24 protein-coding genes are annotated in these 24,773 nt (G+C 45.7%); 12 read left to right on the forward strand and 12 right to left on the reverse strand.

Annotated features, from left to right (window positions below; all coding sequences use genetic code 11):
• Nucleotides 1-169 precede the first annotated feature (169 nt).
• Together ppc and FKQ60_RS14685 are read left to right on the forward strand one after the other, a co-directional pair.
• Nucleotides 170-2,803 (forward strand): phosphoenolpyruvate carboxylase, encoded by a 2,634-nt coding sequence (ppc, locus tag FKQ60_RS14680; protein WP_161426185.1) that lies wholly within the window; start codon nt 170-172, stop codon nt 2,801-2,803.
• A 354-nt stretch (nt 2,804-3,157) separates the two neighbouring features.
• Entirely contained in the window at nt 3,158-3,697 is a 540-nt protein-coding gene (locus FKQ60_RS14685; RefSeq protein WP_158139081.1) for a PadR family transcriptional regulator, read from the forward strand.
• A gap of 108 nt (nt 3,698-3,805) precedes the next feature.
• Here FKQ60_RS14685 and cysE read toward each other — a convergent pair whose 3' ends face one another.
• From cysE to epmA, 5 genes are all read right to left on the reverse strand, one after another.
• Nucleotides 3,806-4,627 carry a serine O-acetyltransferase gene (gene cysE / locus FKQ60_RS14690; RefSeq protein WP_004394470.1) on the reverse strand — a complete coding sequence of 274 codons (822 nt, stop codon included), beginning with the start codon at nt 4,625-4,627 and terminating at the stop codon, nt 3,806-3,808.
• A gap of 137 nt (nt 4,628-4,764) precedes the next feature.
• Nucleotides 4,765-5,799, reverse strand: a complete 1,035-nt coding sequence (gene gpsA, locus FKQ60_RS14695; RefSeq protein WP_158138968.1) for an NAD(P)H-dependent glycerol-3-phosphate dehydrogenase — start codon at nt 5,797-5,799, stop codon at nt 4,765-4,767.
• Between the two features lie 182 nt (nt 5,800-5,981).
• Nucleotides 5,982-6,449, reverse strand: a complete 468-nt coding sequence (gene secB, locus FKQ60_RS14700) for a protein-export chaperone SecB (protein WP_004394468.1) — start codon at nt 6,447-6,449, stop codon at nt 5,982-5,984.
• Between the two features lie 167 nt (nt 6,450-6,616).
• Nucleotides 6,617-7,051: a rhodanese-like domain-containing protein gene (locus FKQ60_RS14705; RefSeq protein WP_158138969.1), complete on the reverse strand. Its 435-nt coding sequence runs from the start codon at nt 7,049-7,051 to the stop codon at nt 6,617-6,619.
• A 71-nt stretch (nt 7,052-7,122) separates the two neighbouring features.
• Nucleotides 7,123-8,097, reverse strand: coding sequence for an elongation factor P--(R)-beta-lysine ligase (epmA, locus tag FKQ60_RS14710; protein ID WP_161426210.1), 975 nt, complete (start codon nt 8,095-8,097; stop codon nt 7,123-7,125).
• A gap of 315 nt (nt 8,098-8,412) precedes the next feature.
• On the opposite strand from epmA, the gene frdA reads away from it, so the two are divergent.
• The 4 genes from frdA to frdD are packed head-to-tail and all read left to right on the forward strand — an operon-like array spanning nt 8,413 to nt 11,740.
• The gene (gene frdA, locus FKQ60_RS14715; RefSeq protein WP_158144626.1) at nt 8,413-10,224 is read left to right on the forward strand and encodes a fumarate reductase (quinol) flavoprotein subunit; all 1,812 of its coding nucleotides are present in this window, start codon (nt 8,413-8,415) and stop codon (nt 10,222-10,224) included.
• The gene (locus tag FKQ60_RS14720; RefSeq protein WP_004394462.1) at nt 10,224-10,982 is read left to right on the forward strand and encodes a succinate dehydrogenase/fumarate reductase iron-sulfur subunit; all 759 of its coding nucleotides are present in this window, start codon (nt 10,224-10,226) and stop codon (nt 10,980-10,982) included. Before frdA ends, FKQ60_RS14720 begins: the two co-directional genes overlap by 1 nt.
• A gap of 1 nt (nt 10,983) precedes the next feature.
• Nucleotides 10,984-11,367 (forward strand): fumarate reductase subunit FrdC, encoded by a 384-nt coding sequence (gene frdC / locus FKQ60_RS14725; RefSeq protein ID WP_004394461.1) that lies wholly within the window; start codon nt 10,984-10,986, stop codon nt 11,365-11,367.
• Between the two features lie 10 nt (nt 11,368-11,377).
• Nucleotides 11,378-11,740 (forward strand): fumarate reductase subunit FrdD, encoded by a 363-nt coding sequence (frdD, locus tag FKQ60_RS14730; protein WP_158144625.1) that lies wholly within the window; start codon nt 11,378-11,380, stop codon nt 11,738-11,740.
• 247 nt (nt 11,741-11,987) lie between these two features.
• On the opposite strand, the gene efp is transcribed toward frdD, so the two are convergent.
• Nucleotides 11,988-12,554, reverse strand: a complete 567-nt coding sequence (gene efp, locus FKQ60_RS14735) for an elongation factor P (protein WP_004394459.1) — start codon at nt 12,552-12,554, stop codon at nt 11,988-11,990.
• Nucleotides 12,555-12,586: 32 nt separating this feature from the next.
• Here efp and epmB point away from each other — a divergent pair, with 32 nt between their 5' ends.
• Both epmB and FKQ60_RS14745 read left to right on the forward strand, forming a co-directional pair.
• Nucleotides 12,587-13,609: an EF-P beta-lysylation protein EpmB gene (epmB, locus tag FKQ60_RS14740; protein WP_158138972.1), complete on the forward strand. Its 1,023-nt coding sequence runs from the start codon at nt 12,587-12,589 to the stop codon at nt 13,607-13,609.
• Between the two features lie 180 nt (nt 13,610-13,789).
• Entirely contained in the window at nt 13,790-14,260 is a 471-nt protein-coding gene (locus FKQ60_RS14745; protein WP_158138973.1) for an MgtC/SapB family protein, read from the forward strand.
• 93 nt (nt 14,261-14,353) lie between these two features.
• Here FKQ60_RS14745 and tnpA read toward each other — a convergent pair whose 3' ends face one another.
• The 4 genes from tnpA to FKQ60_RS14765 form a co-directional block, all read right to left on the reverse strand.
• Nucleotides 14,354-14,791 carry an IS200/IS605 family transposase gene (tnpA, locus tag FKQ60_RS14750; protein WP_026028341.1) on the reverse strand — a complete coding sequence of 146 codons (438 nt, stop codon included), beginning with the start codon at nt 14,789-14,791 and terminating at the stop codon, nt 14,354-14,356.
• A 310-nt stretch (nt 14,792-15,101) separates the two neighbouring features.
• The gene (gene ltrA, locus FKQ60_RS14755; protein ID WP_148533180.1) at nt 15,102-16,775 is read right to left on the reverse strand and encodes a group II intron reverse transcriptase/maturase; all 1,674 of its coding nucleotides are present in this window, start codon (nt 16,773-16,775) and stop codon (nt 15,102-15,104) included.
• 1,089 nt (nt 16,776-17,864) lie between these two features.
• On the reverse strand, nt 17,865-19,502 hold the full coding sequence (groL, locus tag FKQ60_RS14760) for a chaperonin GroEL (RefSeq protein WP_170904274.1): 1,638 nt from the start codon (nt 19,500-19,502) through the stop codon (nt 17,865-17,867).
• Nucleotides 19,503-19,577: 75 nt separating this feature from the next.
• On the reverse strand, nt 19,578-19,868 hold the full coding sequence (locus FKQ60_RS14765; RefSeq protein WP_004394454.1) for a co-chaperone GroES: 291 nt from the start codon (nt 19,866-19,868) through the stop codon (nt 19,578-19,580).
• A 321-nt stretch (nt 19,869-20,189) separates the two neighbouring features.
• On the opposite strand from FKQ60_RS14765, the gene FKQ60_RS14770 reads away from it, so the two are divergent.
• Nucleotides 20,190-20,819: a metalloregulator ArsR/SmtB family transcription factor gene (locus FKQ60_RS14770; RefSeq protein WP_161425801.1), complete on the forward strand. Its 630-nt coding sequence runs from the start codon at nt 20,190-20,192 to the stop codon at nt 20,817-20,819.
• Nucleotides 20,820-21,056: 237 nt separating this feature from the next.
• Complete coding sequence (locus FKQ60_RS14775) at nt 21,057-21,398, forward strand: DUF3135 domain-containing protein (protein WP_170906680.1); 342 nt, start codon at nt 21,057-21,059, stop codon at nt 21,396-21,398.
• Here FKQ60_RS14775 and FKQ60_RS14780 read toward each other — a convergent pair.
• The gene (locus FKQ60_RS14780) at nt 21,395-21,832 is read right to left on the reverse strand and encodes a DUF805 domain-containing protein (RefSeq protein ID WP_170906681.1); all 438 of its coding nucleotides are present in this window, start codon (nt 21,830-21,832) and stop codon (nt 21,395-21,397) included. The genes FKQ60_RS14775 and FKQ60_RS14780 overlap by 4 nt on opposite strands.
• A gap of 11 nt (nt 21,833-21,843) precedes the next feature.
• The gene (locus FKQ60_RS14785) at nt 21,844-22,191 is read right to left on the reverse strand and encodes a 5-carboxymethyl-2-hydroxymuconate isomerase (protein ID WP_154169969.1); all 348 of its coding nucleotides are present in this window, start codon (nt 22,189-22,191) and stop codon (nt 21,844-21,846) included.
• Nucleotides 22,192-22,403: 212 nt separating this feature from the next.
• Here FKQ60_RS14785 and tpiA point away from each other — a divergent pair, with 212 nt between their 5' ends.
• The gene (gene tpiA / locus FKQ60_RS14790; protein WP_004394450.1) at nt 22,404-23,177 is read left to right on the forward strand and encodes a triose-phosphate isomerase; all 774 of its coding nucleotides are present in this window, start codon (nt 22,404-22,406) and stop codon (nt 23,175-23,177) included.
• A 128-nt stretch (nt 23,178-23,305) separates the two neighbouring features.
• Nucleotides 23,306-24,649, forward strand: a complete 1,344-nt coding sequence (locus FKQ60_RS14795) for an MATE family efflux transporter (RefSeq protein ID WP_158144623.1) — start codon at nt 23,306-23,308, stop codon at nt 24,647-24,649.
• Nucleotides 24,650-24,773: the final 124 nt, after the last annotated feature.

The following is a 24,773-nucleotide window of genomic DNA, read 5'->3' on the forward strand; positions in this document are numbered from 1 at the left end:
AGAAAATTTCAACAAAATAAGTTATTTTACCACCATTTTTCTAACAAAATGCAGCCTGACATAAATGAAATCTTTGTATGCTTTGTTTGACTCTACTAGACAAACTTCGCTAGATTGTGTAATTAAATAGATGACATTGGATGTAATTTTTTTACAAGGCAGGATGATAATGAATGAAAAATACGCCGCTCTAAAAAGTAACGTGAGCATGCTGGGTCGATTATTAGGGCAAACCATCCAAGCCGCTGACGGCGACGTTATTTTGGCAAAAGTCGAAACCATCCGACAACTTTCTAAATCAGCTCGAGCAGGCAACCAAGCCGATCGAGAAAAACTCATCGAAGAAATCAAACACCTCAATAATGATCAACTGACTCCGGTCGCGCGCGCCTTTAACCAATTTCTCAACTTAACCAATATCGCGGACCAATATCATACCATTTCTCGGCATAGCGAAGACCATCTTGGTGAAGCCAACGAGCTGCAAAGCTTATTCGCAAAATTGGCCGATAAAAAAATCAGCCAATTCGATGCAATCCAAGCCGTTCGTGATTTAAACATTGAATTAGTTCTCACCGCCCATCCGACGGAGATTACTCGTCGTACCATGATCAATAATTTGGTCAAAATTAACCAATGTTTATCGAATCTTGAGCTGAGCGATCTGTCTTCTAAAGAACGTCAAAAAACTGAACGTCGTTTAGAGCAATTAATTGCTCAAGGCTGGCACTCTGACGTCATTCGTAAACAACGTCCAACACCACTCGATGAAGCGAAATGGGGCTTTGCGGTGGTCGAAAACTCTCTCTGGCAAGCCGTTCCAGAATTTTTACGTGAGCTAAACGACAATATTAAAGCTAACCTTGGTGAAGGGTTACCGATTGACGCACGTCCCGTGCATTTTTCGTCTTGGATGGGTGGAGATCGCGACGGCAACCCCTTTGTGACCCATAGTGTCACACGTGAAGTTTTACTCCTCTCACGCTGGAAAGCCGCCGATTTATACTTAGCTGACATTAATGAATTGATCAGCGAATTATCAATGACTAAGTGTACCGATGCACTCCGCGCTTTAGCGGGTGAAGAAGAGCACGAACCTTATCGCGCGGTCCTCAAAGGTGTACGTCACTTATTGCAAGACACACTGGATATTCTCGACAGTAAGTTACATGGCCAAAAATTGGCGGTTAAAGCGCCTTTAAGGACCGAAAGTCAGTTATGGGACCCATTATACGCGTGCTATCAATCACTGCATGAATGTGGCATGGGGGTGATTGCCGATGGATCACTGCTTGATGCTCTGCGTCGAGTCAAAGCCTTTGGCGTCCATTTGGTTCGTCTCGATATTCGTCAAGAAAGTAGCCGCCACGCTGAGGCATTATCCGAACTGACACGCTACCTAGGGATTGGCGATTACAATCAGTGGAGCGAACAAGACAAACTGGCTTTTTTAACCAATGAGCTGAGCTCTAAACGTCCGCTACTTCCGCTAGATTGGCAGCCGTCTGAATCGGTCAAAGAGGTCTTAGAAACGTGCAAAATCATTGCCGCCCAACCGCAAGATGCCTTTGGTGCTTATGTAATTTCTATGGCTCATACCGCCTCTGATGTCTTGGCTGTCCATCTATTATTAAAAGAGTCTGGCTGCCCTTACCGCATGAGTGTCTGCCCGTTGTTTGAAACGCTCGACGATCTCAATAATGCCGAAAGCGTGATTAAACAGCTACTCGCTATCGATCTCTATCGTGGCTTCATTCAAAACCAACAAATGGTGATGATTGGCTATTCTGATTCCGCAAAAGATGCAGGGGTAATGGCCGCCGGATGGGCTCAATATCGGGCCATGGAAGACTTGGTCAAGGTGTGTGAAGAAGAGAGCATTGATCTGACGTTATTCCACGGTCGTGGTGGCTCGATTGGTCGTGGTGGTGCGCCGGCTCATGCTGCACTGTTATCACAACCACCGAAGAGTTTAAAAGCCGGATTGCGCGTCACCGAACAAGGGGAAATGATCCGTTTTAAACTTGGCTTACCCGAAGTTGCGATCAACAGCTTACATCTTTACGCCAGCGCTATTTTAGAAGCGAATCTATTACCACCACCAGAACCAAAGCAAGAGTGGCGCGACTTAATGGAAGTCCTCTCACAAGTCTCTTGTGAAGCGTATCGAGCGATTGTTCGTGGCGAACCGGATTTTGTCCCTTACTTCCGTCAAGCAACCCCTGAACTTGAGTTAGGTAAACTGCCGCTTGGCTCACGCCCAGCCAAACGTAATCCGCAAGGTGGTGTGGAGAGCCTACGAGCGATCCCTTGGATCTTCTCATGGAGTCAAAACCGTTTGGTACTCCCAGCGTGGCTCGGTGCTGGGGAAGCGATTCAATACTCGGTTGATAAAGGCCATCAAGCTCTGCTTGAGGAGATGTGTCGTGAATGGCCATTCTTCTCTACTCGATTAGGCATGTTAGAGATGGTATACACAAAATGTAACCTTGATGTCTCTCGTTACTATGACCAACGTTTGGTCGAGCCAGCATTACGTCCATTAGGCGATCGCTTACGAGACCAGCTCCAAAAAGACATCAAAGCGGTACTCAATGTTGAAAATAATGAGAACCTGATGCAAAGCGATCCGTGGGGTCATGAGTCGATTCGTCTGCGTAACATCTATGTTGAGCCATTGAACATGCTGCAGGCTGAGTTGTTGTATCGGACTCGTCAATCCACCGAGGCGGATCCCGAGTTAGAGGAAGCGTTAATGGTCACTATTGCTGGCATTGCAGCCGGAATGCGCAATACAGGTTAGTAAAACCAGAATAAAACTCTAGACAGAGACCAAAAGGCCATCTAAAGATGGCCTTTTCTATGCCTTTCCGCGATTATTGAGAAAATTATCAACTTTTTTATTCGAAAAACTGTTTTTATTCTACTTTATGCTTATTATTTAGATATAATGCTAAACCCTGTGATGCCCTAATAACTATTTCAAATCACAGTCCAATCAATACAACATCATAATCCTAGGTGATACAAGGCTTTTTAAGGTGACAGAGACAGCACTCGATGCTGCATGACTGATACCTCATATCCCAATGTACCGATAGAAGTACATAAGATGGTTCAGTCGATTACGAAGTTACTCACCATTTGGATTAAAGACATGTCATTACCACACGTTATTCTCACCGTTCTTAGTACTCGTGACGCTACTGGATACGATATCACTAAGGAATTTTCAGCCAGTATTGGCTATTTTTGGAAGGCAAGTCATCAACAAGTTTACCGTGAACTGAACAAAATGGGGCAGCAAGGGTTAGTGACTTGTGTACTAGAGCCTCAAGATGGCAAGCCTGATCGTAAAGTTTACTCAATAACAGAAGCCGGCCGCCGAGCTTTAGGCGAATGGTTTGACCAACCAACGGCACATCCAACCGTTAGAGACGAGTTCAGTGCGAAGCTCATGGCGTGCTCAGTACAATCTGCTGAACCTTATCGTCTCCAGTTAATTGGATTAATTGAGGAATCTCGTAAGCTTGTTACCCACTATCAAGACATCGAGTCTGCATACTATGCCAATCCTGCGATGATGGATAAACAGCAGCGTTTAGAACGCCTGACCTTACGCCGTAATTTACTTACCCGTCAAGCATGGATCGAATGGGCAGAAGAGACGCTCGCTGAACTCAATGCGATGGCTTGATTGACCCAACATGAAAAAGAGGATGCTGAGCATCCTCTTTTTTTGTTGGTTTACTTCCCTTCCTAACCGCCACTCGAAGTGGTCAGGGTAGCTAAGGTAGATAGCCGATCAAATACCATCACCACCAATAAAGGTTTGTGAGCGACCATTAAATTGCTGGTCCATATCTAATGAGGGCTTATCTGTTTTCGGACGACCAACAATACGCGCTGGCACTCCAGCAACGGTGGTATGAGGAGGTACCGGCTGCAATACCACTGAACACGAGCCAATTTTCGCGCCTTCACCGACTTCAATATTGCCCAGGATCTTGGCCCCCGCACCAATCATCACTCCTTCGCGAATTTTTGGATGACGATCACCACACTCTTTACCAGTACCACCTAGCGTCACATCTTGTAAAATGGAGACGTCATTTTCAACCACGGCGGTTTCACCAATCACAATCCCAGTTGCATGGTCAAGCATGATGCCACAGCCAATGGTTGCAGCAGGATGAATATCCACCTGACAAGCCACTGAAATTTGATTTTGTAGATAAGTCGCCAGTGCAATGCGCCCTTGCTTCCAAAGCCAGTTGGCGACGCGATACCCCTGTAGCGCATGATAACCTTTGAGATACAATAGCGGCATCGAGTACATCGATACGGCAGGATCGCGATTCACGGTCGCACAAATATCGCAGGCAGCAAACTCACTGATCGTCGGATCAGCGGCCAAAGCTTCCTCTACCACTTCACGCACCGCCATGGCCGGCATAGAAGCCGTATTGAGTTTATTGGCTAAAATATAGCTTAATGCTGCCGATAAACTGTCATGCTTAATGATCGTCGCGTGATAGAAACTCGCCAACATCGGCTCTTGCTCGGATTGTTCACGTGCTTCTTGGATGATGGTTTGCCAAACTTTTTTCTGTGCGCACTGCTTCATTTTATTTTGCCTTTCACTGAGTTAGCCTCATCACGCTCATCCTCCAGACGGGTCGCGATAGCACTATCCTTCCACAGTATCTATCAGGTATTGAAAATTCAACCGTTATCGATTACTGATCACATCAGCAGTCTCGATCATTGCTCAGCTTTTTTATCTCGTGCGAGCAAGTCTTGCGCAGCCAAACGGGCATCTTTACCTTGATATAAGACCTGATAAATTTGCTCAACAATCGGCATTTCAACCCCCATACGCGCAGCTAATAACGACACTTCCTTGGTGTTACGATAACCTTCAACCACTTGTCCAATCTCTTGCTGAGCAGCATCCACCGCTTTACCTTGACCCAACGCTAAACCAAAACGACGATTACGAGACTGGTTATCGGTGCACGTTAATACTAAGTCGCCTAATCCTGCCATGCCCATAAAGGTTTCTGGCTGTGCTCCTAAGGCAGCGCCAAGACGAGACATCTCCGCTAAACCTCGAGTAATTAACGCCGTACGTGCATTAGCACCAAAACCAATCCCATCGGACATGCCTGCACCAATCGCAATCACGTTTTTCACTGCACCGCCCAGTTGCATGCCGATAAAATCATGGTTGGCATACACTCGAAAGGTTTTGTTGCAATGGATTTTTTCCTGCAAGTCGGCAACAAACTGAGCATCAGGCGAAGCCACCGCTATTGCCGTTGGCATACCCATAGCAAGCTCTTTTGCAAAGGTAGGGCCAGACAGTACCGCTAATGGCACACGACTGCCGAGAATGTCGAGGGCGACGTCTTGCAATAAACGTCCCGTTTCAGGTTCAAGACCTTTGGTTGCCCAGCAAAGACGACTGTCTTGACGCAGATGAGGTTGTAAGCTGCGTAATACTACCCCGAAGACATGGCTCGGAACGACAACCAGTAAATCTTGGCTGGCCTGCACCGCTTTCGACAAATCAGATTCAATAATTAAACTGTCTGGAAAGGCAATCCCGGGAAGAAACTCTTGGTTGGCACGATCAGACTGTAAACGAGCCATATGCTGAGGATCATGCCCCCATAGCACAATATTTGCTCCATTACGTGCTAGCGAAATAGCCAGAGAAGTACCGTAAGAACCAGCACCAATCACGGTCATGGTTATCGGTTTGGTACTGACATGCTGTGCTTTCGAATCGGTCATTTTTTTACCTAATGAATAGCGAATGAATGAATGGGTAACCTGAACGGCTCGTAACCGCTTATTAGATCGAGACTAAAAACAAAAATGCACATCGCTTAGCTCAATGAGCGGCTCTGTGCATTTTTCTACCTATTCCTAAGCGAGGTCAAGCAGTAAGGAATATAGACAGCCATTAAATCAAATTAAGCTTGCGCAGTTTCACCGGCAGCTTGCTGTTGTAGGTAGTTCATAAATAGAGCGTCGAAGTTGACTGGCGCTAGGTTTAACTGCGGGAAAGTACCTTTAACTACTAAGCTCGAAATAGTTTCACGCGCATAAGGGAAAAGAATATTTGGGCAGAATGCACCCAAACAATGAGCCAGTTGGCCCGCTTCCATTTGCTCTGCAGTAAAAATACCCGCTTGCTGAACTTCACACAGGAAGGCCGTTTCTTCAGCATTTTTTACCGTTACTGTCAAACGAAGCACGACTTCATAGACACCCTCACCCAACTCACGACTTTGCGTGTCTAGATCCAATTTAACATCTGGATTCCACTCTTTTTGAAACATCGTCGGAGAGTTTGGTGCTTCAAATGAAACGTCTTTGAGGAAGATACGTTGAATTGCGAAATTTTGTTGTGGTGCTTCTTGTTGTGCGGCTTCAGCCATGATTAAAATCCTTAATATCAAAAATAGTGGTCAGTCAACTGTCTTGAGACTAAACGAGTACCGATAAATCATCCAGAGGGCGTTGCCAATCAATGGCAACGATCACAACTCGAATCATTCAGCGCAGCTTGTGGCAAGCAACATTACTCAAAACGACACAGCAACGATTACTTTTTGCCACGAACCAAAGGTAACTTCGCTTCACTCCACGTTACTAAACCATTTTTAAGCAGACTGACATTTTCAAATCCTGCTTTGGCTAGATGTGTCGCGGCTTCACGAGAGTTATGGCCTGTTTTACATACGACTATGATGGGGTCAGCTTTATGTTTTTCAATAGCAGGGAAGTTACCCGCTTTGATCTCAGATGGTAAAATGTGAACTGCGTCAGTAATATGTCCCTGCTTATATTCATCTTTAGTACGAATATCAACCACAATCCCATTTTCACGGTTCATTAAATGGGTCACCTGAGCGGCACCGATCTCTTTATAGACGGCGGTGGAAGATTTATAAATATTTAAGATCAACGCGATAAACACCCCTACCCATGCGAGGGAGAGGATCATGTTCTGTTGAAAAAAGTCAATGTACTCTTGCATATCCTGTGCTCTTACAGTGGAAATTCAAAACAGTGATGGAGTATAACGGGCTTGCCAGCTTGACGCGAGTGCTAAGCGCGAGGAAAAGGAAAAGCCGTGACCTTATCGATGTGATCTTCATCCAGTGCCAACATGATCAAACGATCAATCCCTAACGCGACACCAGCGCAAGCAGGCAATCCCGCAGCCAAAGCCGCCAATAAATGCTCATCGATCGGCTGCGCAACAAGCCCCATCGCCACTCTTTTTTGGTTATCTTGTTCAAAGCGTTTGCGCTGCTCAGCCGCATCGTCTAATTCATGGAAACCATTCGCCAATTCGATGCCTTTAAAGTACACCTCAAAGCGATCCGCCACTCGTGGATCGTTTCGGTTTACCTTGGCTAATGCGGCTTGAGAAGCCGGAAAATCGTACACAAACACAGGTTTATGTTGCCCGATATGAGCTTCAACCCCAATGCTGAACAGCAATTGCAACAAAGTATCACGATCTTGCTCAGGCTCAGCGATATCACTGAGACCTAATTGAGCAGCCACCTGCTTAAGCTCGACGAGGCTAGCCTCAAGCGGACAAACGTTTAATACCTGCAAAAAAGCATCTTGATAAGTGATTCTCTCCGCGGTATCGGTAGAAAGTATCATCTGCAGTAAAGCATCCACCTCATCCATCAAATCATGATGATCAAAACCGACTCGATACCATTCGAGTAAGGTGAACTCGGGATTATGATAACGACCATTTTCTTCATTACGAAATGCTTTGTTGATTTGATAAATAGAGCCACTACCTGCCGCCAGTAAGCGTTTCATATGAAATTCAGGACTGGTCATCAGATACAAGGTTTTTCCTGCGGCATAATCCGGCCCAACAAATTGAGTTTGAAAGGTTTGCAGATGGATGTCAGTTACCGTCGCCTGACTCATGGCTGGAGTATCTACCTCTAGTACCTCACGCTCAGCAAAAAATTGGCGGATATTCTGTAATAAACGGGCACGCTGCTGTAATTGGGCAATTGATGCACTCGGCATCCACTGTGGCTGACTCATAAAAAATATCTGTTATTGAACAAAGAGCATCATTTTACTCTGAGAAACCAAAAAACCAAATAAACCACAGCACACACTCTGTACGTGATCGTTATCACACAAAGCACATTAAGTATGCTTGTACTTGCACTACCGAAGCAAAAACCCAACAGAATCAATTTTTTCTTCGCTCTGCTCTTCTACACTAGAGCCAGCACTTGAGTTCAAGTGTTGAGTAGCGAGAGCGGATCAAGAATCTTTCTAGCCGCATCACGCGCCACATAATAATCAGAGGCGATAACCAAGCCTCACAATACACTACACTGGAGGATAACTGTGCAAACGATTACCACAGATATCGCAGTCATCGGCGCTGGTGGCGCTGGTCTTCGTACTGCTATTGCAGCGGCTGAAGCTAACCCAAATTTAGAAGTTGCACTAATTTCTAAAGTTTACCCTATGCGTTCCCATACCGTTGCCGCTGAAGGTGGCTCCGCAGCAGTTATCAAGGAAGAAGACAGCCTAGACAATCACTTTAACGATACCGTTGGTGGTGGTGATTGGCTGTGTGAACAGGATGTTGTCGAATATTTCGTTGCTAATGCAACCCGTGAAATGATCCAAATGGAGCAATGGGGTTGCCCTTGGAGTCGTAAAGACAATGGGGAAGTCAACGTTCGTCGTTTTGGAGGCATGAAAGTCGAACGGACTTGGTTTGCCGCCGACAAAACCGGCTTTCATATGCTGCATACTCTCTTCCAAACTTCAATTAAATACCCACAAATCAAGCGTTTTGACGAATACTTTGTGGTCGATTTATTAGTCGTTGATGGTGAAGTGCAAGGCCTGATTGCCATTCATATGGCAGAAGGTGAGCTGGTCATTATTAAAGCAAAATCGGTAGTGCTCGCTACTGGCGGTGCTGGGCGTGTCTACCATTGCAATACCAACGGCGGTATTGTAACGGGTGATGGTATGGCGATGGCGTATCGTCATGGTGTGCCACTGCGTGATATGGAATTTGTCCAGTATCACCCAACCGGACTACCAGGTACCGGTATTTTAATGACCGAAGGCTGCCGTGGTGAAGGCGGTATCATCGTCAATAAACATGGTTACCGTTATTTACAAGATTACGGCATGGGCCCAGAAACCCCAGTTGGTCAGCCGAAAAATAAATACATGGAACTTGGACCACGTGACAAAGTGTCACAAGCTTTCTGGCACGAACAGCAAAAAGGCAACACCATTAAACATCCATTAGGTGATGTTGTCCTACTTGATTTGCGTCATCTTGGTGAAGAATATCTGCAAGAACGTTTACCGTTTATTTGCGAACTATCAAAAGCCTACGTTAACGTTGACCCAGCGAAAGAGCCTATTCCTATTCGTCCAACGGTCCATTACACCATGGGTGGTATCGAAACCAATGGTCAGTGTGAAACTCGCATTAAAGGCTTATTTGCGGTGGGTGAATGTGCCTCCGTTGGTCTACACGGGGCCAACCGTTTAGGCTCTAACTCATTAGCTGAATTTGTTGTCTTTGGCCGCGTCGCTGGTGAACATGCCGTGCAACGGGCGGAAAGCTTTAAAGGCTGGAACGACTCGGCGATTAACGAGCAAGTCAAGGCCGTTGAAGCACGGATTCAAGCATTGATGAATCAAGAGGGCGATGAAAACTGGGCGACGATCCGTACCGAAATGGGTCATACCATGGAAGCGGGTTGTGGAATCTATCGCCAAGAAGATCTGATGCAAACCACCATCGATAAGTTAGCTGAACTCAAAGAACGCTATAAGCGCATCAGCATCAAAGATAAAGGTAAAGTCTTTAATACCGATCTGCTGTATGCGATTGAAGTCGGTTATGGCTTAGAGGTGGCGCAAGCCATGGCACACTCAGCGATGCTACGTAAAGAATCGCGTGGTGCTCACCAGCGTCTTGATGAAGGCTGCACTGAACGTGATGATGTCAACTTCCTGAAACACTCATTGGCCTTTTATCAACCGGATAGCGCACCAAAGATTGATTACAGCGATGTAAAAATCACTAAGTCTCAACCTAAAGCGCGCCTCTACGGTGAAGCCGCTGATCAAGCCGCAGCCGCAGAAAAAGCCGCCGAGCAACGCGCAGAGGAGCAAAAATAATGGCCGCAGACCGTATTCAAAAAGTCGATATTTTACGTTACGACCCAGAGCAAGATGCAAAGCCTCATTTACAGGCGTTTGAGATACCGTTTGATGACACGATGTCGGTCCTCGATGCCCTCGGTTACATCAAAGATAATGTCGATAAAGATCTCGCCTATCGCTGGTCTTGTCGGATGGCGATTTGTGGCTCTTGCGGCATCATGGTCAATGGTGTGCCTAAGTTAGCCTGTAAAAGCTTCCTGCGTGACTATCCAAATGGTGTCAAGATTGAACCGCTCGCTAACTTCGCGATTGAGAAAGATTTAATCGTCGATATGACGCCGTTTATCGAACGACTAGAAGCGATTAAACCGTACATCATTGGTAATGATCGTACCCCTGAAGATGGTGCGAACTTACAAACGCCAGAGCAGATGGCTCGCTATAAGCAGTTTGCAGGCTGCATCAACTGTGGTCTGTGTTATGCCGCTTGCCCTCAATTTGGACTTAACTCTGAGTTTATCGGCCCGGCAGCACTGACCTTGGCGCACCGTTATAATTTGGATAGCCGAGATAACGGTAAAGCCGAGCGCATGAAACTGATCAACGGTGATAACGGCGCTTGGGGCTGTACTTTCGTTGGCTACTGCTCAGAAGTCTGCCCAAAACATGTTGATCCGGCTGCAGCCGTTAACCAAGGCAAAATCGAGTCCTCCATGGATTTCGTGATTGCCATGTTGAAACCTGACGGTTCACCTAAAAAAGTGGAGGCATAGAATGAGTAATCGTAAACCTTACGTTCGTGAAATGACCCGTACGTGGTGGAAGGATGATCCTTTCTATCGTCTTTATATGGTACGCGAAGCAACCGTACTGCCACTCATTCTATTCACGCTATTTTTGACTATCGGGCTGGGATCTTTAGTCAAAGGTCCCGAGGCTTGGCAGAGTTGGTTAGCGTTTATGGCGAATCCACTGGTTGTAGCGATTAACATCGTTGCTCTTGCGGGGAGCTTATTTCATGCACACACCTTTTTTGGCATGATGCCGCAAGTCATGCCGATTCGCATTAAAGGTAAGTTGCTGGATAAAAAGATCATTGTCTTAACTCAGTGGGCGGCAGTGGCTGTCATTTCACTGATCGTTCTCATTGTGGTGTAAGGAGCTTATTGTGGTGAATACCAATCCAAAACGTTCAGACGAACCCATCTGGTGGAGCCTATTTGGTGCTGGTGGTACTTGGTTTGCGATGATTACTCCAGTCACGGTACTCGTGCTTGGGATCATGGTTCCACTGGGTATGATCGATGCGCAAGCCATGAGTTATGAGCGAGTCACTGCTTTCGCGACCAGCATTATTGGTGCTTTATTTATTATAGGTACCCTTGCTTTGCCGATGTGGCATGCCATGCACCGTCTACATCATGGTATGCACGATCTGAAATTTCACACTGGCTTGGCGGGAAAAATTGCTTGTTACGCATTTGCGGCGCTGATTTCTGTGTTAGCCGTTGTGTTTATTTTTCTAATCTAGTTACGCAAGCTGATTTAACCATTCAACCTTCCATCGATGCTCACCCCTGATGGAAGGACACTAAACGTAAGAGCCAGCGCATTGCGCTGGCTCTTTTATCTCTATTTGATGAGATATGCCCAAACGAGTTGAAGATGCAGGTAGGCGGCAAGTGAGTAAATCCCCATGAGCATAGGCAAACTATGTGATTGAGGTGAACAAACGTAGCCAATACCGCTGCAGCTTCAAGTAGGAAGGGGATAGAAGCTTATTTCACGCGTCCAACATACTCGCCACTGCGGGTATCGACTTTAATCACTTCACCAATAGCGATAAATAAAGGTACGCGAACCACAGCGCCAGTAGCTAAAGTCGCAGGTTTGCCACCAGTACCTTGCGTATCGCCTTTTAGGCCAGGATCGGTTTCGGTGACTTCTAATTCAACGAAGTTTGGTGGCGTGACCGAGATTGGGTTACCATTCCATAATGTCAAAGTGCAACTGGTGTTTTCAACCAACCATTTCGCGCTATCACCGACTGATTTTACATCCGCGGCAATTTGCTCAAACGTTTCGTTGTTCATAAAATGATAGAATTCACCATCGCTGTACAAGTAATCCAGATCGATATCGATCACATCAGCCACTTCGGCAGAATCACCTGACTTGAAGGTTTTCTCTAACACTTTACCAGAAAGCAATTTACGGATACGTACACGGTTAAATGCTTGACCTTTACCTGGCTTCACATACTCGTTTTCGAGAATGACACAAGGCTCATTATCAAGCATAATTTTCAGACCGCCTTTAAATTCGTTCGTGCTAACAGTAGCCATTTTTTCCTCTTACCTTCTTCGAGTTAAATTCAATGCCAAATATAATAACCCGAAAACACCAATCTGTTGAGCAAAACTGGCTGCAACAGCTAGCGAATGGGATCTCCGATCCCGAGCAGTTACTCACACAGTTAGCCATCGATCCATCGCCTTGGCAATCTGGCTTTAAAGCCAGAGCGCTTTTTGCGCAGCGAGTACCCCAGAGTTTTGTTGAGCGGATGGAAAAAGGTAATCCTCACGATCCCCTTTTGCGCCAAGTGCTACCATTGAGTGACGAATTTATTATTCACCCTGGCTACTCGACGGATCCACTCGAAGAACAAAATAACTCGACGCCGGGGTTATTGCATAAATACCGTAATCGCTGCTTACTGATCGTCAAAGGTGGCTGCGCGATCAATTGTCGCTACTGTTTTCGACGCCATTTCCCTTATCAAGATAATAAAGGCAATAAATTGGTGTGGCAGCAAAGCCTCGACTACATCGCCCAACATCGACAGCTCAATGAAGTAATCCTTTCCGGTGGCGATCCACTCATGGCAAAAGATCATGAGCTGAGCTGGCTCATCGAACAGATTGCCGCTATCCCACACATTAAGCGATTACGGATTCATTCTCGCTTACCCGTGGTGATCCCCGCTCGCATTACCGATGAACTAGTAAGCTTATGCGCCGAAACTCGTTTGCAGGTGATCCTCGTAACCCATATTAATCACGCTAATGAAATTAATGCTGAACTGAGCCAACAACTGGCTCGCTTAAGGGCCGAAAAAGTAACGCTACTCAATCAAAGCGTGCTCTTAAAAGGCGTCAACGATTCAGTACCGGCACAAGTCGCATTAAGTGAAGCATTATTTGATGCTGGAGTTTTGCCCTATTACTTGCATGTACTAGATAAAGTGCAAGGCGCGGCGCATTTTTATGTTAGTGATGAGCAAGCTAGAGCGATTATCGCAGGGCTGATCGAGCAAGTGTCTGGTTACTTAGTTCCCAAGTTAACCAGAGAAATTGGTGGACGACCGAGCAAAACGCCCTTAGATCTCCACCTCGAATGATTCGCTAACTCTATCGGTCATCATACCACCGTCAAACGTTACCACTGAGGTGATTGTGGTCGATGATGATAAAAAGAGTATAAACATTTTTTATCAAAACCAATAAAGTCTATGATTTAACTAATCAAACAAGATCACGCATACTGACGCCTTTGTCGCGCGCTCACATTTGGAGACAACATGTTCACTTTAGACACCCTACTTGATCTAGGGCCGTTCAGCTGGTATGCACTGTTTTGTTGTGCGGTTAATGGATTGCTGGTCGGTATTGAGCGACAAACTCGTGGCAAACCCGTTGGGATTAGAACCTCGATTTTGATCATCTCCGGAACCTATTTTTTTATGGCGATGGCAGTGTCTTTGTCGCCGAATACCTTAGATCAAGCGCGCGTACTAGGACAAATTATTACTGGGGTGGGTTTTTTAGGGGCCGGCGTAATGATGACTCAAGACGGTAAAATTCATGGCGTAACCTCTGCCGCGGTAATTTGGGTGCTCGCAGCACTCGGTTTAATGATCGGCTTAGGCTATTGGGTACAATCGGTGGTGATTACCCTGCTGGTTTTGTTAGTGCTCTATGGTGTTGATAAAGTGGAGAATACTTTTCAAAGTTTACGCCGTGGTGTTCATCAACGATTTCGTGGCCGTTAATTGCATCATTTCACTCTCGATAAATGTAAAAATCCGCCTTCTTAGAAGGCGGCTTTGGTTTACAGCCCCCTGAAAGGGGGCATACTCGCGCTGTTAGTTCATCTTCAACTCTAACTGCGCCTCATATTCTTGATCTTTCTTGTCTTGGTGTCTGACGTACCGTCTGATGATTTCTTCATTTACGCCAACCGTATCAACAAAGTAACCTCTTGCCCAAAAATGATTCCCCCAGAGCTTCTTTCTTATGTGAGGGAATTTGTTAAACAACCGAATTGCCGAACGTCCTTTCAACACTCCCATCAACGTGGAGATAGAAACTTTTGGTGGTACTATCACAACCAGATGAACATGATCCGGCTGAACATTTAGTTCCAAAACCTCACAATCTTTCATATTGCATAAAATATAGATTGAGCGATAAAGCTCCTTACCTACATTACCTTTCAGGATCTTGAATCTGTATTTCGGCGTCCAAACTATGTGGTATTTACAACGCCAATGGACATGTGATGAACTTCTGTAATCGCCCATGTTTTTTGTTTCCTCTTACTTATGGTGAATAAGAGGTTTACTTCTAACATGGGCACTTCTTCGGGCAATAGCCCCAAGGTTCAATCACCACCGCCCAAGGCGGTGGTTTAGGGATGACAATAAAAAAACCGGAGTTTTCACTCCGGTTTTTTACTAATTAGCGCATTAGGCTAGCATGTCGGGTAGCAGCAGCGCATTACTGCGCCACCGCCCCCTAAGAACCGTACGTGCGAGTTTCCCCGCATACGGCTCAAGCCTTTATAAGTTCCATTATGGATGAAACCAGCAACTAACTTTTACCAAGATGTTTTCAAAGAGGTATTGGCAACTGAGATACATGAATTTGTCGATGACAATTCACATGCAACATCATTAAGTTCGAACTGTCGTCGCTGCCCCCATCAACCCGTCGGATGATATGGTGAATATCCCACTCATCTTCTGAGTTGAATGTCTGTTGACAGACCGCACACTGGAAGTTTTGTCTTTCAACAATCTTCCACAACTTCAGGTTACCTGCCAAAGATTTCTTCAACCTTTGCATCTTTAGACGTTCAAAATACTGCTCGTCTTCGGGTAGGTAACAATTGGCTGTTGCCCGAATTTTCACATGCTTGTCGATCTTCACTCGTGCTGCGTAAAACAGACGATAGTAGCCTTCTTCCCCTTTTTGTTTTGGTGCGCTAAACACCCAATTTCTTTCACCCACTGTCTTAAAATACTTGTTCTTAATCCAGCGTTTACGGCGATTAGAATGAATGCGTCGGCACCATTTCCAAAGCATTTTCCAGATCCGGTAATCCACATACTTAAATGTCTCGCTAGCACAAATCCAACGATGGTAGTTACACCATCCCCGAATCATCGGATTCAGCTTGGCAATGATCGCCTGAGCTGGAGCCATTTTATTGCTATTGAGATAATCCCGTATGTTGTTCAGCAATGTCTGCACGTTTTTCTTCGACGGTTTGATTAACATCTTACCGTTGTATTTTCGTACATTTTGCCCAAGGAAATCGAACCCTTGCTCTATATGTGTAATCAACGTCTTTTCCTTCGATAGTGCCAACCCACGCTCCGCCATAAAGGCTTCAACTATAGGTAACACTTCATTTTCCAGCAGCTCTTGCGAGATCCCAGTAATGATGAAGTCATCCGCATAACGTACATAGTTGACCTTAGTCTTATAGCTCGCCTTGGTGTTCTTCTTCCCAAAATGAGATTCCAATACCTCGTCAAGTCCATCTAAAGCCATGTTGGCCAACACAGGAGAGATAATTCCCCCTTGTGGTGTGCCTGCCACAGTAGGATTCCAACTTCCGGATTCCATAAATCCGGCTTTCAGCCATTTCTTTAATATCGCTTTATCCATAGGGACGTGGGCAATAAGCCATTCATGACTGATATGGTCGAAACACCCTTTGATATCGCCCTCTAGTACCCATTGGGCACTCGACTTACGGCTGAGATTCACGAAACATTGTTCGATAGCATCAGCGCAAGCACGATGAGGACGAAAGCCATAGCTATTCCTGTCCGCTCTGGTTTCCGATACGGGCTCTAAAGCTAGCAGGTACAAGGCCTGCATCGCTCTGTCCCGCATGATCGGTATCCCCAATGGGCGGGTTTTTCCGTTAGCTTTAGGAATGTGAACACGTCTTAGTGGCATCGGTTTGTAACCTTTACGACTGAGATTATGTATCGCTTCCCATTTCAATTGGGGTGTATTCCAGATTGCTCCGTCCACACCGGGTGTTTTCTTACCACGGTTCTCAGTAACCTTTCGAACCGCTAATGCTCTGGCAGAAAAAGACTTCACAAGCATTCGTTGCAGTTGCTTTACTTGTCGCCAATTTTTCCTTTGCGTTGCTTTCGCAATCCGCACTTGTAGCTTCTTCACTGTCCGATGGCATAGTTTCCAATCTAGGGCATGCCAGCCATCATTCTGGTGTGAGAATGCAGGTAAACACTGTGTGCTACTCATCTTGCTTTCCTCATGGTTACCCCCATGGGAAATGAAGACAGATCCCCCCTTAGGGTGAAATGTCATTCACCCTAGGGGGGATTGTTTCAGGTTAACGCAATAACATTAACCCGCTTTCAGCTTTACAAGCCATCTTACGATTAAAGACCTAATGGAAGTCTGCACTCTTTCGAGTCGAAGCAAAGTCTGAACCTCTATCATGACCATTACAGCCAAGCATTCGCTTTTTCCATCGTTCCCATACCCACTTACCCAACAGCTTCTCTTACGAGTCACCTGCCACTTGGGCGGATAATTGGGCTTACCAAGTTCCTGTGTTTGTACAAATAGTTACTTAGGTTCTGTCTATCCAACGGTGGCACAACAGTAGCGTCTTCCCAGATGTAAAAGAAAGAACCTGTCCACATACCTTTTGGTCAGAGCGTAACAAAGACATTTCGCTCAACGCGGCTGACGTTGTTTATCAACAGTTCACGTACGTTAACCCTATAACCAAGCCTAGCCCCTCAACCACTTGTCATTAGTGATATCTACAATTCTGCTCACACAGAAATTGCACCTTTTCAGGGGGTACATTGTCAGGAAGCTTCGCACCAATCCATTACTAGATTCGCACTATCCCTAGGCTACAACTTGCTACAAAGTTGGTCTTATCAGTTCAGGCTGCTGCTGAAAGTAAGACAATACAACACACAAGCTTCAGTCGTTTTGACCGTGAAGCGCATCTTCTTGTGATGAAACACAGTAAATTACCGAGTTCTATTAAGAAGCCAGTGCTTTTAAGTGAAGGGCATATCGGGCATTGCCCGATATGTCGGTCCCAAGTTTTATTTTCCTAAATTGCGGTTTCCCGCTCACGTTGTACACCTTTAAAAGGTATGTGATCATAGTGAAAATCTGAGGCAGCGGTGCTGCCTCAATACTTGTTTCCTTACTGCTGTTTCCAGCGGGTGGTTTAATGGTGAGGAACTCTTGGGAGAGCGCTATCTTTACATCCTCGGGTGATAGCTAGGGCAGTTATATCTTCTGATATTTCTGCCCACCTTAGTGATTAACACCAAGGAACGGTCAAATGCGACCCTTGTCGCATCACATCATGCCGCCCATACCACCCATGCCGCCCATATCAGGCATTGCTGGGCCATCTTTCTTTGGTAGCTCAGTCACCATTGCTTCCGTAGTGATCATCAGACCTGCAACTGAAGCAGCGAATTGTAGTGCACTACGAGTAACTTTAGTTGGATCCAAGATACCCATCTCGATCATATCGCCATATTCACCCGTTGCAGCGTTGTAACCGTAGTTACCTTCACCAGCACGAACATTATTAGCAACCACCGAATCTTCTTCGCCAGCATTTTTAACGATTTGACGAATAGGGGCTTCCATTGCACGAAGCGCAAGGCGGATACCGACGGTTTGATCTTCATTGTCACCTTCAAGGCCCGCTACTTTAGCGGCAGCACGAATTAGTGCAACACCACCACCCGCAACAACACCTTCTTCAACCGCAGCGCGAGTCGCGTGTAGCGCATCTTCTACGCGGTCTTTCTTCTCTTTCATTTCAACTTCAGTGGTTGCGCCGACTTTGATTACTGCTACACCGCCAGCCAATTTAGCAACGCGCTCTTGCAGTTTCTCTTTGTCGTAATCTGATGTTGCATCTTCAATTTGTTGACGAATTTGCACTACGCGGCCTTTGATAGCTCCTTCTTCACCAGCACCATCAATAATGGTGGTGTTTTCTTTGGTGATAGAAATACGTTTTGCTTGGCCAAGATCTTCCAGCGTCACTTTTTCAAGTTCAAGACCAATCTCTTCAGAGATAACGGTACCACCAGTTAGAATAGCAATGTCTTGTAGCATTGATTTACGACGGTCACCAAAACCAGGCGCTTTAACCGCAGCAACTTTAACGATACCACGCATATTGTTAACAACGAGAGTGGCTAACGCTTCGCCTTCGACATCTTCCGCAACAATCAGTAATGGACGAGACGCTTTGGCGACGCCTTCAAGCGCAGGCAGTAATTCACGGATGTTAGAAATTTTCTTATCAACCAACAGAATGAATGGGTTGTCTAAGTCAACGCTACCCGCTTCTTGGTTGTTAATGAAGTAAGGAGATAGGTAACCGCGATCAAATTGCATACCTTCCACAACATCAAGCTCATCTTGTAGACCTTGACCTTCTTCAACCGTAATAACGCCATCACGGCCAACTTTTTCCATTGCTTCAGCAATGATATTACCCACGCTTGAATCAGAGTTTGCAGAAATAGTACCCACTTGAGCGATGGCTTTGGTGTCTGCACATGGTGCTGATAGGTTTTTCAACGCTTCAACGGCAGCAACAACGGCTTTATCAATACCGCGTTTCAAATCCATTGGATTCATACCCGCAGCGACAGCTTTCAAGCCTTCAGTAATGATCGCTTGTGCTAATACGGTTGCGGTTGTCGTACCGTCACCAGAAGCATCATTGGCTTGTGAAGCGACTTCTTTTAGCATTTGTGCGCCCATGTTCTGGAATTTGTCTTCCAGTTCAATTTCACGCGCAACGGACACACCATCTTTAGTGATAACTGGAGCACCAAACGATTTGTCTAATACTACGTTACGACCTTTAGGGCCAAGAGTCACTTTTACCGCGTCAGCGAGAACATTAACGCCTTCAAGCATTTTAATGCGTGCATCGTTACCAAATTTAACGTCTTTAGCAGCCATGTTTCATTTCCTTTTCTTAATTCTGTTTTAATCAATCGTTTTTGAATCAGAGCAAAAATTACTCAATGCTTACTCTTACTCGACAATCGCCATGATGTCGTTTTCAGATAGAATCAACACTTCTTTGCCATCGATCTTTTCTGTTTTGGTACCGTAACCTTCAGAGAAGATAACAGTATCACCCACTTTTACATCCAGCGCTTGAACCGAACCATTCTCAAGGATACGGCCTTTACCCACAGCTAATACTTTGCCACGAGTGGATTTTTCTGCCGCTGAGCCCGTTAGAACAATGCCACCAGCAGACTTAGATTCAACTTCTTGGCGTTCAACGATAACTCGGTCGTGTAATGGACGAATGTTCATCGGTCGTCTCTCCTGATTTTATTTTCTATGAGGTTAATGAAAAGGCTGATTACTCAGCTTGTGACTGTTATGTGGGGGAGAAAGCCAACAATCCCAAGGGGGAAGAATAAAAAAAACGTGATTTAGTTAACAAATTTATCGAGAAAAGATTCAACGCCCAAGGAAACGATCGATCAACAACGATCCATAGGATCAAGAATTGCAGACTCAACGGTCATCCAGCGCGACGTTCAGTGAGGATTCTATTCTCAGGCGATTGTAAATCCTTTGCTTTATTAAGAGGCTTATCCATAATAGACAGAGTAATTAAAGAGGAAAACCATGAAGACCATCGAGCGGATTTTACACACCATCAAACGAGAAGGTGCTGTCACAGCAAAACAAGTGGCAAATGATCTGCACATTACCACCATGGGGGCTCGACAGCATTTACAAAGCTTAGAAGATGAGGGGATCCTGATTTTCTATGATGTCAAAGTCAAAGTCGGTCGCCCGACTCGTCATTGGTCGCTAACCAAAAAAGGACATGATCAGTTTGCGGACCGACATGGTGAGCTAACGATTCAAATGATCGACGCGGTTGAACATCTATTTGGTCAAGATGGCTTAGCCAAAGTCACCGCTGAACGAGAAGCGCATACACTGCAACATTACCAACAAGCATTAATAGCCTGTAATGATTTAGCAACTAAATTACAGACCTTAGTCAAATTGCGTGAGCAAGAAGGCTATATGGCTGAACTAGAACGTACAGAATGGGGCTATTTATTGATTGAAAATCACTGCCCTATCTGTCGAGCGGCTAAACGCTGCCCCGCTCTCTGCGTCTCCGAACTGAATGTGTTTAAGCAGCTACTTGGCCCAGAGTGTCATATCGAACGTAGCGAGCACATTATTGAAGGCCAGCACCGCTGCGCTTATCGTATCCAACCTGTCTCAGCACATCTTTGAGCGCCGTAGCCGATTTTCTGTTTCAATAATGAGAATGGCGTGATTCTCTTCTCATTATTTTGATCTGTTATCTATACTGATCATTAAGTCATTAGGAGGCATGGCCTGTAACAAGTAAACACGTGGTGAGCTTCAACCAACCAACAAGTTCAGCAACGCTATTTGCTTTCGGGTCACCTCTTCATCCGCCATGATTTACCTCATGGCATGGTACTCATAGAAGATAAGGTGCACTCAATGTCTCGATCACCCAGTCCTATCCAAGTTATCCCCTCTTTTGATGAGTTAGTATTGCTAGCAGAGCAAAATCCTGAAGCGTTTAGCTCGTTGAAACAATCGCTCTGTGATGAATTGATTGATTCTGCTTCCGTTATCATGCAAGAGCGATTACGCGCCCAGCAAAACCATATTGATCGCATACTGAGCCGCTGTAAAAATCCTCACCATGCAAATGTCAAACTGATGCAGGAACTGAGTGTACAAATGATCAAGTTTCGAGGTGCTTTAGAAGGTGATAGCCAACCAACCACCTCGGCACAAATTATCCCTTTTCAAGCTCGCCACGATGATTGGCGCTAGGAATTCGTTGTATGGGGGGATTTGCCAAAACGATTATCGGTCACTTTACCCGCAAGAAAACCACATTCGACTAAAATCCAACTTCCGCAGCCCAATGCAAGTAACGCAAGGGCGGTTTCCCACCAATTGGGAGTGGTCGCCATCGTTGTTTCCCCAACAGGCATACCCATTCGCCCGACCAACAACGGTAAATTCAATAACAACCACAAACTCGACTTATCGCGATCATGCCAGCGCTTAGCGGTTACCGCTAAATCTGGCAATAAGAGCCCAAGCAGTAATAATGGCCAAAGATAGGCCGCAAAGCTCGGCAACCAGCGACTCACTGTTAACATGAAAACAATAATGGTCAAATAATAACCGAGATTCCATAACCAATAGGTTTGGCGACCAATCCGGCCATGGAAAGAAAACAACAATTGGGTTAATGGCATTACTTACTCACTCAATAAATAATTTTCTGAAAACTATCTTTGTCCATATCACGCACATTGATCGTTAATGAATGAACCTGACTCGCTTGCTCAGCGAGTACGGCCATTAACTGGCGAGAAAGCTCACGTTTTTGTTGGCCACTGCGTCCATCGAGTAATTCAAAGCTGAGATGGATAAAGTCGACACTATCGCCCTGTTCACCAATCAACCAATGATGACAACGCAAAGTGCGAGATTTGATCGAGGCGGTTTCAAATAACCCACTGTCTATCGCTACTTGATGTAAATCTTCCAGTAATCCTTGGATGTTGACTCGTTCCTCAACAGAATTTGAATACTCTAAGACTAAATTTGGCATGAAAACTCCCTGTCTATCACTCTCGATGATTCATTTGCCACGATAGCAAAAATGATTCCCCTTAATATCACTCTCGTCAGCTTAACGCACTATGGGCAAGACAGAAAAGAGGATCCAAGAAAGTCATGACCCTAATCATGATCTATGCGCTTTTATCTGTTATATTCTTTGCCAGTCGTTCTTTTTTTATCAATTAAATTGGAGATATTCCTATGCGTCGTCCTGTTGTGATGGGTAACTGGAAACTTAACGGTAGCAAAACTATGGTGACTGAGCTACTGAATGGCCTGAATGCTGAGCTAGAAGGTGTAAACGGTGTTGATGTGGCTGTCGCTCCACCAGCGCTATACCTCGATCTTGCTGAGCGTTTAATCAAACAAGGTGGCAACAAAATCATTCTTGGTGCACAAAATACTGACCTAAATAACAGCGGTGCTTTTACCGGTGATATGTCTCCAGCGATGTTAAAAGACTTCGGCGCCACTCACATCATCATTGGTCACTCTGAGCGTCGTCAATACCATCATGAATCTGACGAATTTGTCGCTAAGAAATTTGCATTCTTAAAAGAGAACGGTCTAACACCAGTGTTCTGTATCGGTGAATCAGAAGCACAAAATGAAGCAGGCGAAACCGAAGCGGTTTGTGCGCGCCAAATTGATGCCGTGATCAATGCTTACGGCGTAGAAGCACTAAACGATGCGATCATCGCTTATGAACCCATCTGGGCAATCGGTACTGGTAAAGCAGCAACAGCGGATGACGCACAGCGTATCCATGCTTCTATTCGTGCTCACATCGCCGCGAAAAGCCCTGCCGTTGCCGAGCAGGTGATCATTCAATACGGTGGCTCAGTGAAAGCAGAAAATGCAGAAGCTTACTTCTCACAACCAGACATTGATGGCGCTTTAGTTGGCGGTGCGGCACTGGATGCGAAGAGCTTTGCTGCAATCGCGAAAGCAGCCGCTAAAATGAAAAATGCTTAACGATTATCAATAAGTTATCTCAAGGCCAGCCATGCTGGCCTTATTTTTATCGCCAAGTTCATCGCTAGTACCCGATCCTGATATAGAGTATCCTAGCCCCTCTTGCACTTTCTATTCGCTGATTCACCATGCACGATAAACACGGCTTGTTGTCCGCCCCTATCCCCCAAGTACTGCGCCAAATGACGCTGCCAATGACGGTAGGGATGATCGCTATCTTACTGTTTAACTTAGTCGATACCTTTTTTATTTCGTTGCTCGGTACTCAAGCACTAGCCGCCATCAGCTACACCTTTCCGGTCACCTTCGCCGTCAACTGTATCACCATGGGGATTGGCGTTGGACTCTCTACCTGTATTGGCCGTTTATTAGGTCAAGGAGAAACCAAGCAAGCGGCGCGCCTGACTAGCCATGGTTTGTTATTGGCCGTGGTCCTGGTACTGTGCGCCTCCTTCATCGGTGTTCTTACTATCGACCCACTATTTCGTTTACTCGGCGCACAAGCTGAACTGCTCCCCTTGATTAACCAGTATATGCAAATTTGGTATCTGACCATTCCTTTACTGGTGATCCCCATGGCGGGCAATAGCGCCATTCGCGCTACCGGAGACACTAAAACTCCCGCCAAAATCATGTTATTGGCGGGAGTCATCAATGGCGTACTCGATCCATTATTGATTTTTGGCTATGGCCCCTTTCCAGAATTAGGCATACAAGGGGCAGCGATTGCCAGCGCCTGCTCTTGGCTCGGCGCGCTAATCGGCTCACTGTATATTTTAGCTCGACGTGACAAGCTGCTTGCTCGAGCTAATTTGAAAATGCTTAATCGTGACTGGCGACAAATTTTAACCATTGGCACCCCAGCGGCGCTATCGAGTGCGATGAATCCATTATGTGGTGCCGTGTTAATGATCATGCTTTCCCAACATGGCACCGCAGCCGTCGCGGCTTATGGTGCCGCACAGCGTATTGAATCGATTTTAATCTTGGTATTAATGTCGCTCACTTCTGCCTTAACGCCATTCATGGCACAAAACTTAGGGGCCGATAATCCACAGCGCAGCTTTGAAGGGTTATTTGTTGGCCTGCGTTTTGCCGTGGTTTTTCAGTTCTTGATTTTTATCATGATGGTGCCATTGAGCATTCCGCTAGCGGCATTGTTTTCACAAGAGCAAAGCGTGCGTGACTTACTGTGGTACTACTTACTGATTGTCCCTATCAGTTATGGCTTTCAAGGTATCGTGATGATGTTGGTTTCGGCGTTGAACGCCCTTCATCAACCGCTAAAAGCATTTCAATGGAGCGTAATGCGTCTTTTCATCTTTACTTTACCTGCGGCTTGGCTTGGGGCGTATTGGTATGGTGTGATCGGATTGTTTATCGGCATCGCTTTAGGCAATATTATGGGCGGTTTGCTTGGCTACCTATATGCGTTACGGCTACGTCAACGAATACTGTCGATAACAAACTAACCTGAGATCTGGTTAAGCCAGAACTAAGCAATTACTCTCTAACAGCTCAAACTCTTGAGCTGTTAGATCTAGACTGGGCTTTTTATCCCTCAAGCAGTACGCGATTAATCCGCCCAACAGATTC

It is taken from the genome of Vibrio sp. A11 (assembly GCF_013048705.1).
Classification (GTDB): Bacteria; Pseudomonadota; Gammaproteobacteria; order Enterobacterales; family Vibrionaceae; genus Vibrio; species Vibrio metschnikovii.

Excerpts from the sequence above, each read along its gene's own strand:
- ppc (WP_161426185.1), top strand. The coding sequence starts at position 170 with ATGAATGAAAAATACGCCGCTCTAAAAAGTAACGTGAGCATGCTGGGT.
- FKQ60_RS14685 (WP_158139081.1), top strand. The coding sequence starts at position 3,158 with ATGTCATTACCACACGTTATTCTCACCGTTCTTAGTACTCGTGACGCT.
- cysE (WP_004394470.1), bottom strand. The coding sequence starts at position 4,627 with ATGAAGCAGTGCGCACAGAAAAAAGTTTGGCAAACCATCATCCAAGAA.
- gpsA (WP_158138968.1), bottom strand. The coding sequence starts at position 5,799 with ATGACCGATTCGAAAGCACAGCATGTCAGTACCAAACCGATAACCATG.
- secB (WP_004394468.1), bottom strand. The coding sequence starts at position 6,449 with ATGGCTGAAGCCGCACAACAAGAAGCACCACAACAAAATTTCGCAATT.
- FKQ60_RS14705 (WP_158138969.1), bottom strand. The coding sequence starts at position 7,051 with ATGCAAGAGTACATTGACTTTTTTCAACAGAACATGATCCTCTCCCTC.
- epmA (WP_161426210.1), bottom strand. The coding sequence starts at position 8,097 with ATGAGTCAGCCACAGTGGATGCCGAGTGCATCAATTGCCCAATTACAG.
- FKQ60_RS14720 (WP_004394462.1), top strand. The coding sequence starts at position 10,224 with ATGGCCGCAGACCGTATTCAAAAAGTCGATATTTTACGTTACGACCCA.
- frdC (WP_004394461.1), top strand. The coding sequence starts at position 10,984 with ATGAGTAATCGTAAACCTTACGTTCGTGAAATGACCCGTACGTGGTGG.
- efp (WP_004394459.1), bottom strand. The coding sequence starts at position 12,554 with ATGGCTACTGTTAGCACGAACGAATTTAAAGGCGGTCTGAAAATTATG.
- epmB (WP_158138972.1), top strand. The coding sequence starts at position 12,587 with ATGCCAAATATAATAACCCGAAAACACCAATCTGTTGAGCAAAACTGG.
- FKQ60_RS14745 (WP_158138973.1), top strand. The coding sequence starts at position 13,790 with ATGTTCACTTTAGACACCCTACTTGATCTAGGGCCGTTCAGCTGGTAT.
- tnpA (WP_026028341.1), bottom strand. The coding sequence starts at position 14,791 with ATGGGCGATTACAGAAGTTCATCACATGTCCATTGGCGTTGTAAATAC.
- ltrA (WP_148533180.1), bottom strand. The coding sequence starts at position 16,775 with ATGAGTAGCACACAGTGTTTACCTGCATTCTCACACCAGAATGATGGC.
- groL (WP_170904274.1), bottom strand. The coding sequence starts at position 19,502 with ATGGCTGCTAAAGACGTTAAATTTGGTAACGATGCACGCATTAAAATG.
- FKQ60_RS14765 (WP_004394454.1), bottom strand. The coding sequence starts at position 19,868 with ATGAACATTCGTCCATTACACGACCGAGTTATCGTTGAACGCCAAGAA.
- FKQ60_RS14770 (WP_161425801.1), top strand. The coding sequence starts at position 20,190 with ATGAAGACCATCGAGCGGATTTTACACACCATCAAACGAGAAGGTGCT.
- FKQ60_RS14775 (WP_170906680.1), top strand. The coding sequence starts at position 21,057 with ATGTCTCGATCACCCAGTCCTATCCAAGTTATCCCCTCTTTTGATGAG.
- FKQ60_RS14780 (WP_170906681.1), bottom strand. The coding sequence starts at position 21,832 with ATGCCATTAACCCAATTGTTGTTTTCTTTCCATGGCCGGATTGGTCGC.
- FKQ60_RS14785 (WP_154169969.1), bottom strand. The coding sequence starts at position 22,191 with ATGCCAAATTTAGTCTTAGAGTATTCAAATTCTGTTGAGGAACGAGTC.
- tpiA (WP_004394450.1), top strand. The coding sequence starts at position 22,404 with ATGCGTCGTCCTGTTGTGATGGGTAACTGGAAACTTAACGGTAGCAAA.
- FKQ60_RS14795 (WP_158144623.1), top strand. The coding sequence starts at position 23,306 with ATGCACGATAAACACGGCTTGTTGTCCGCCCCTATCCCCCAAGTACTG.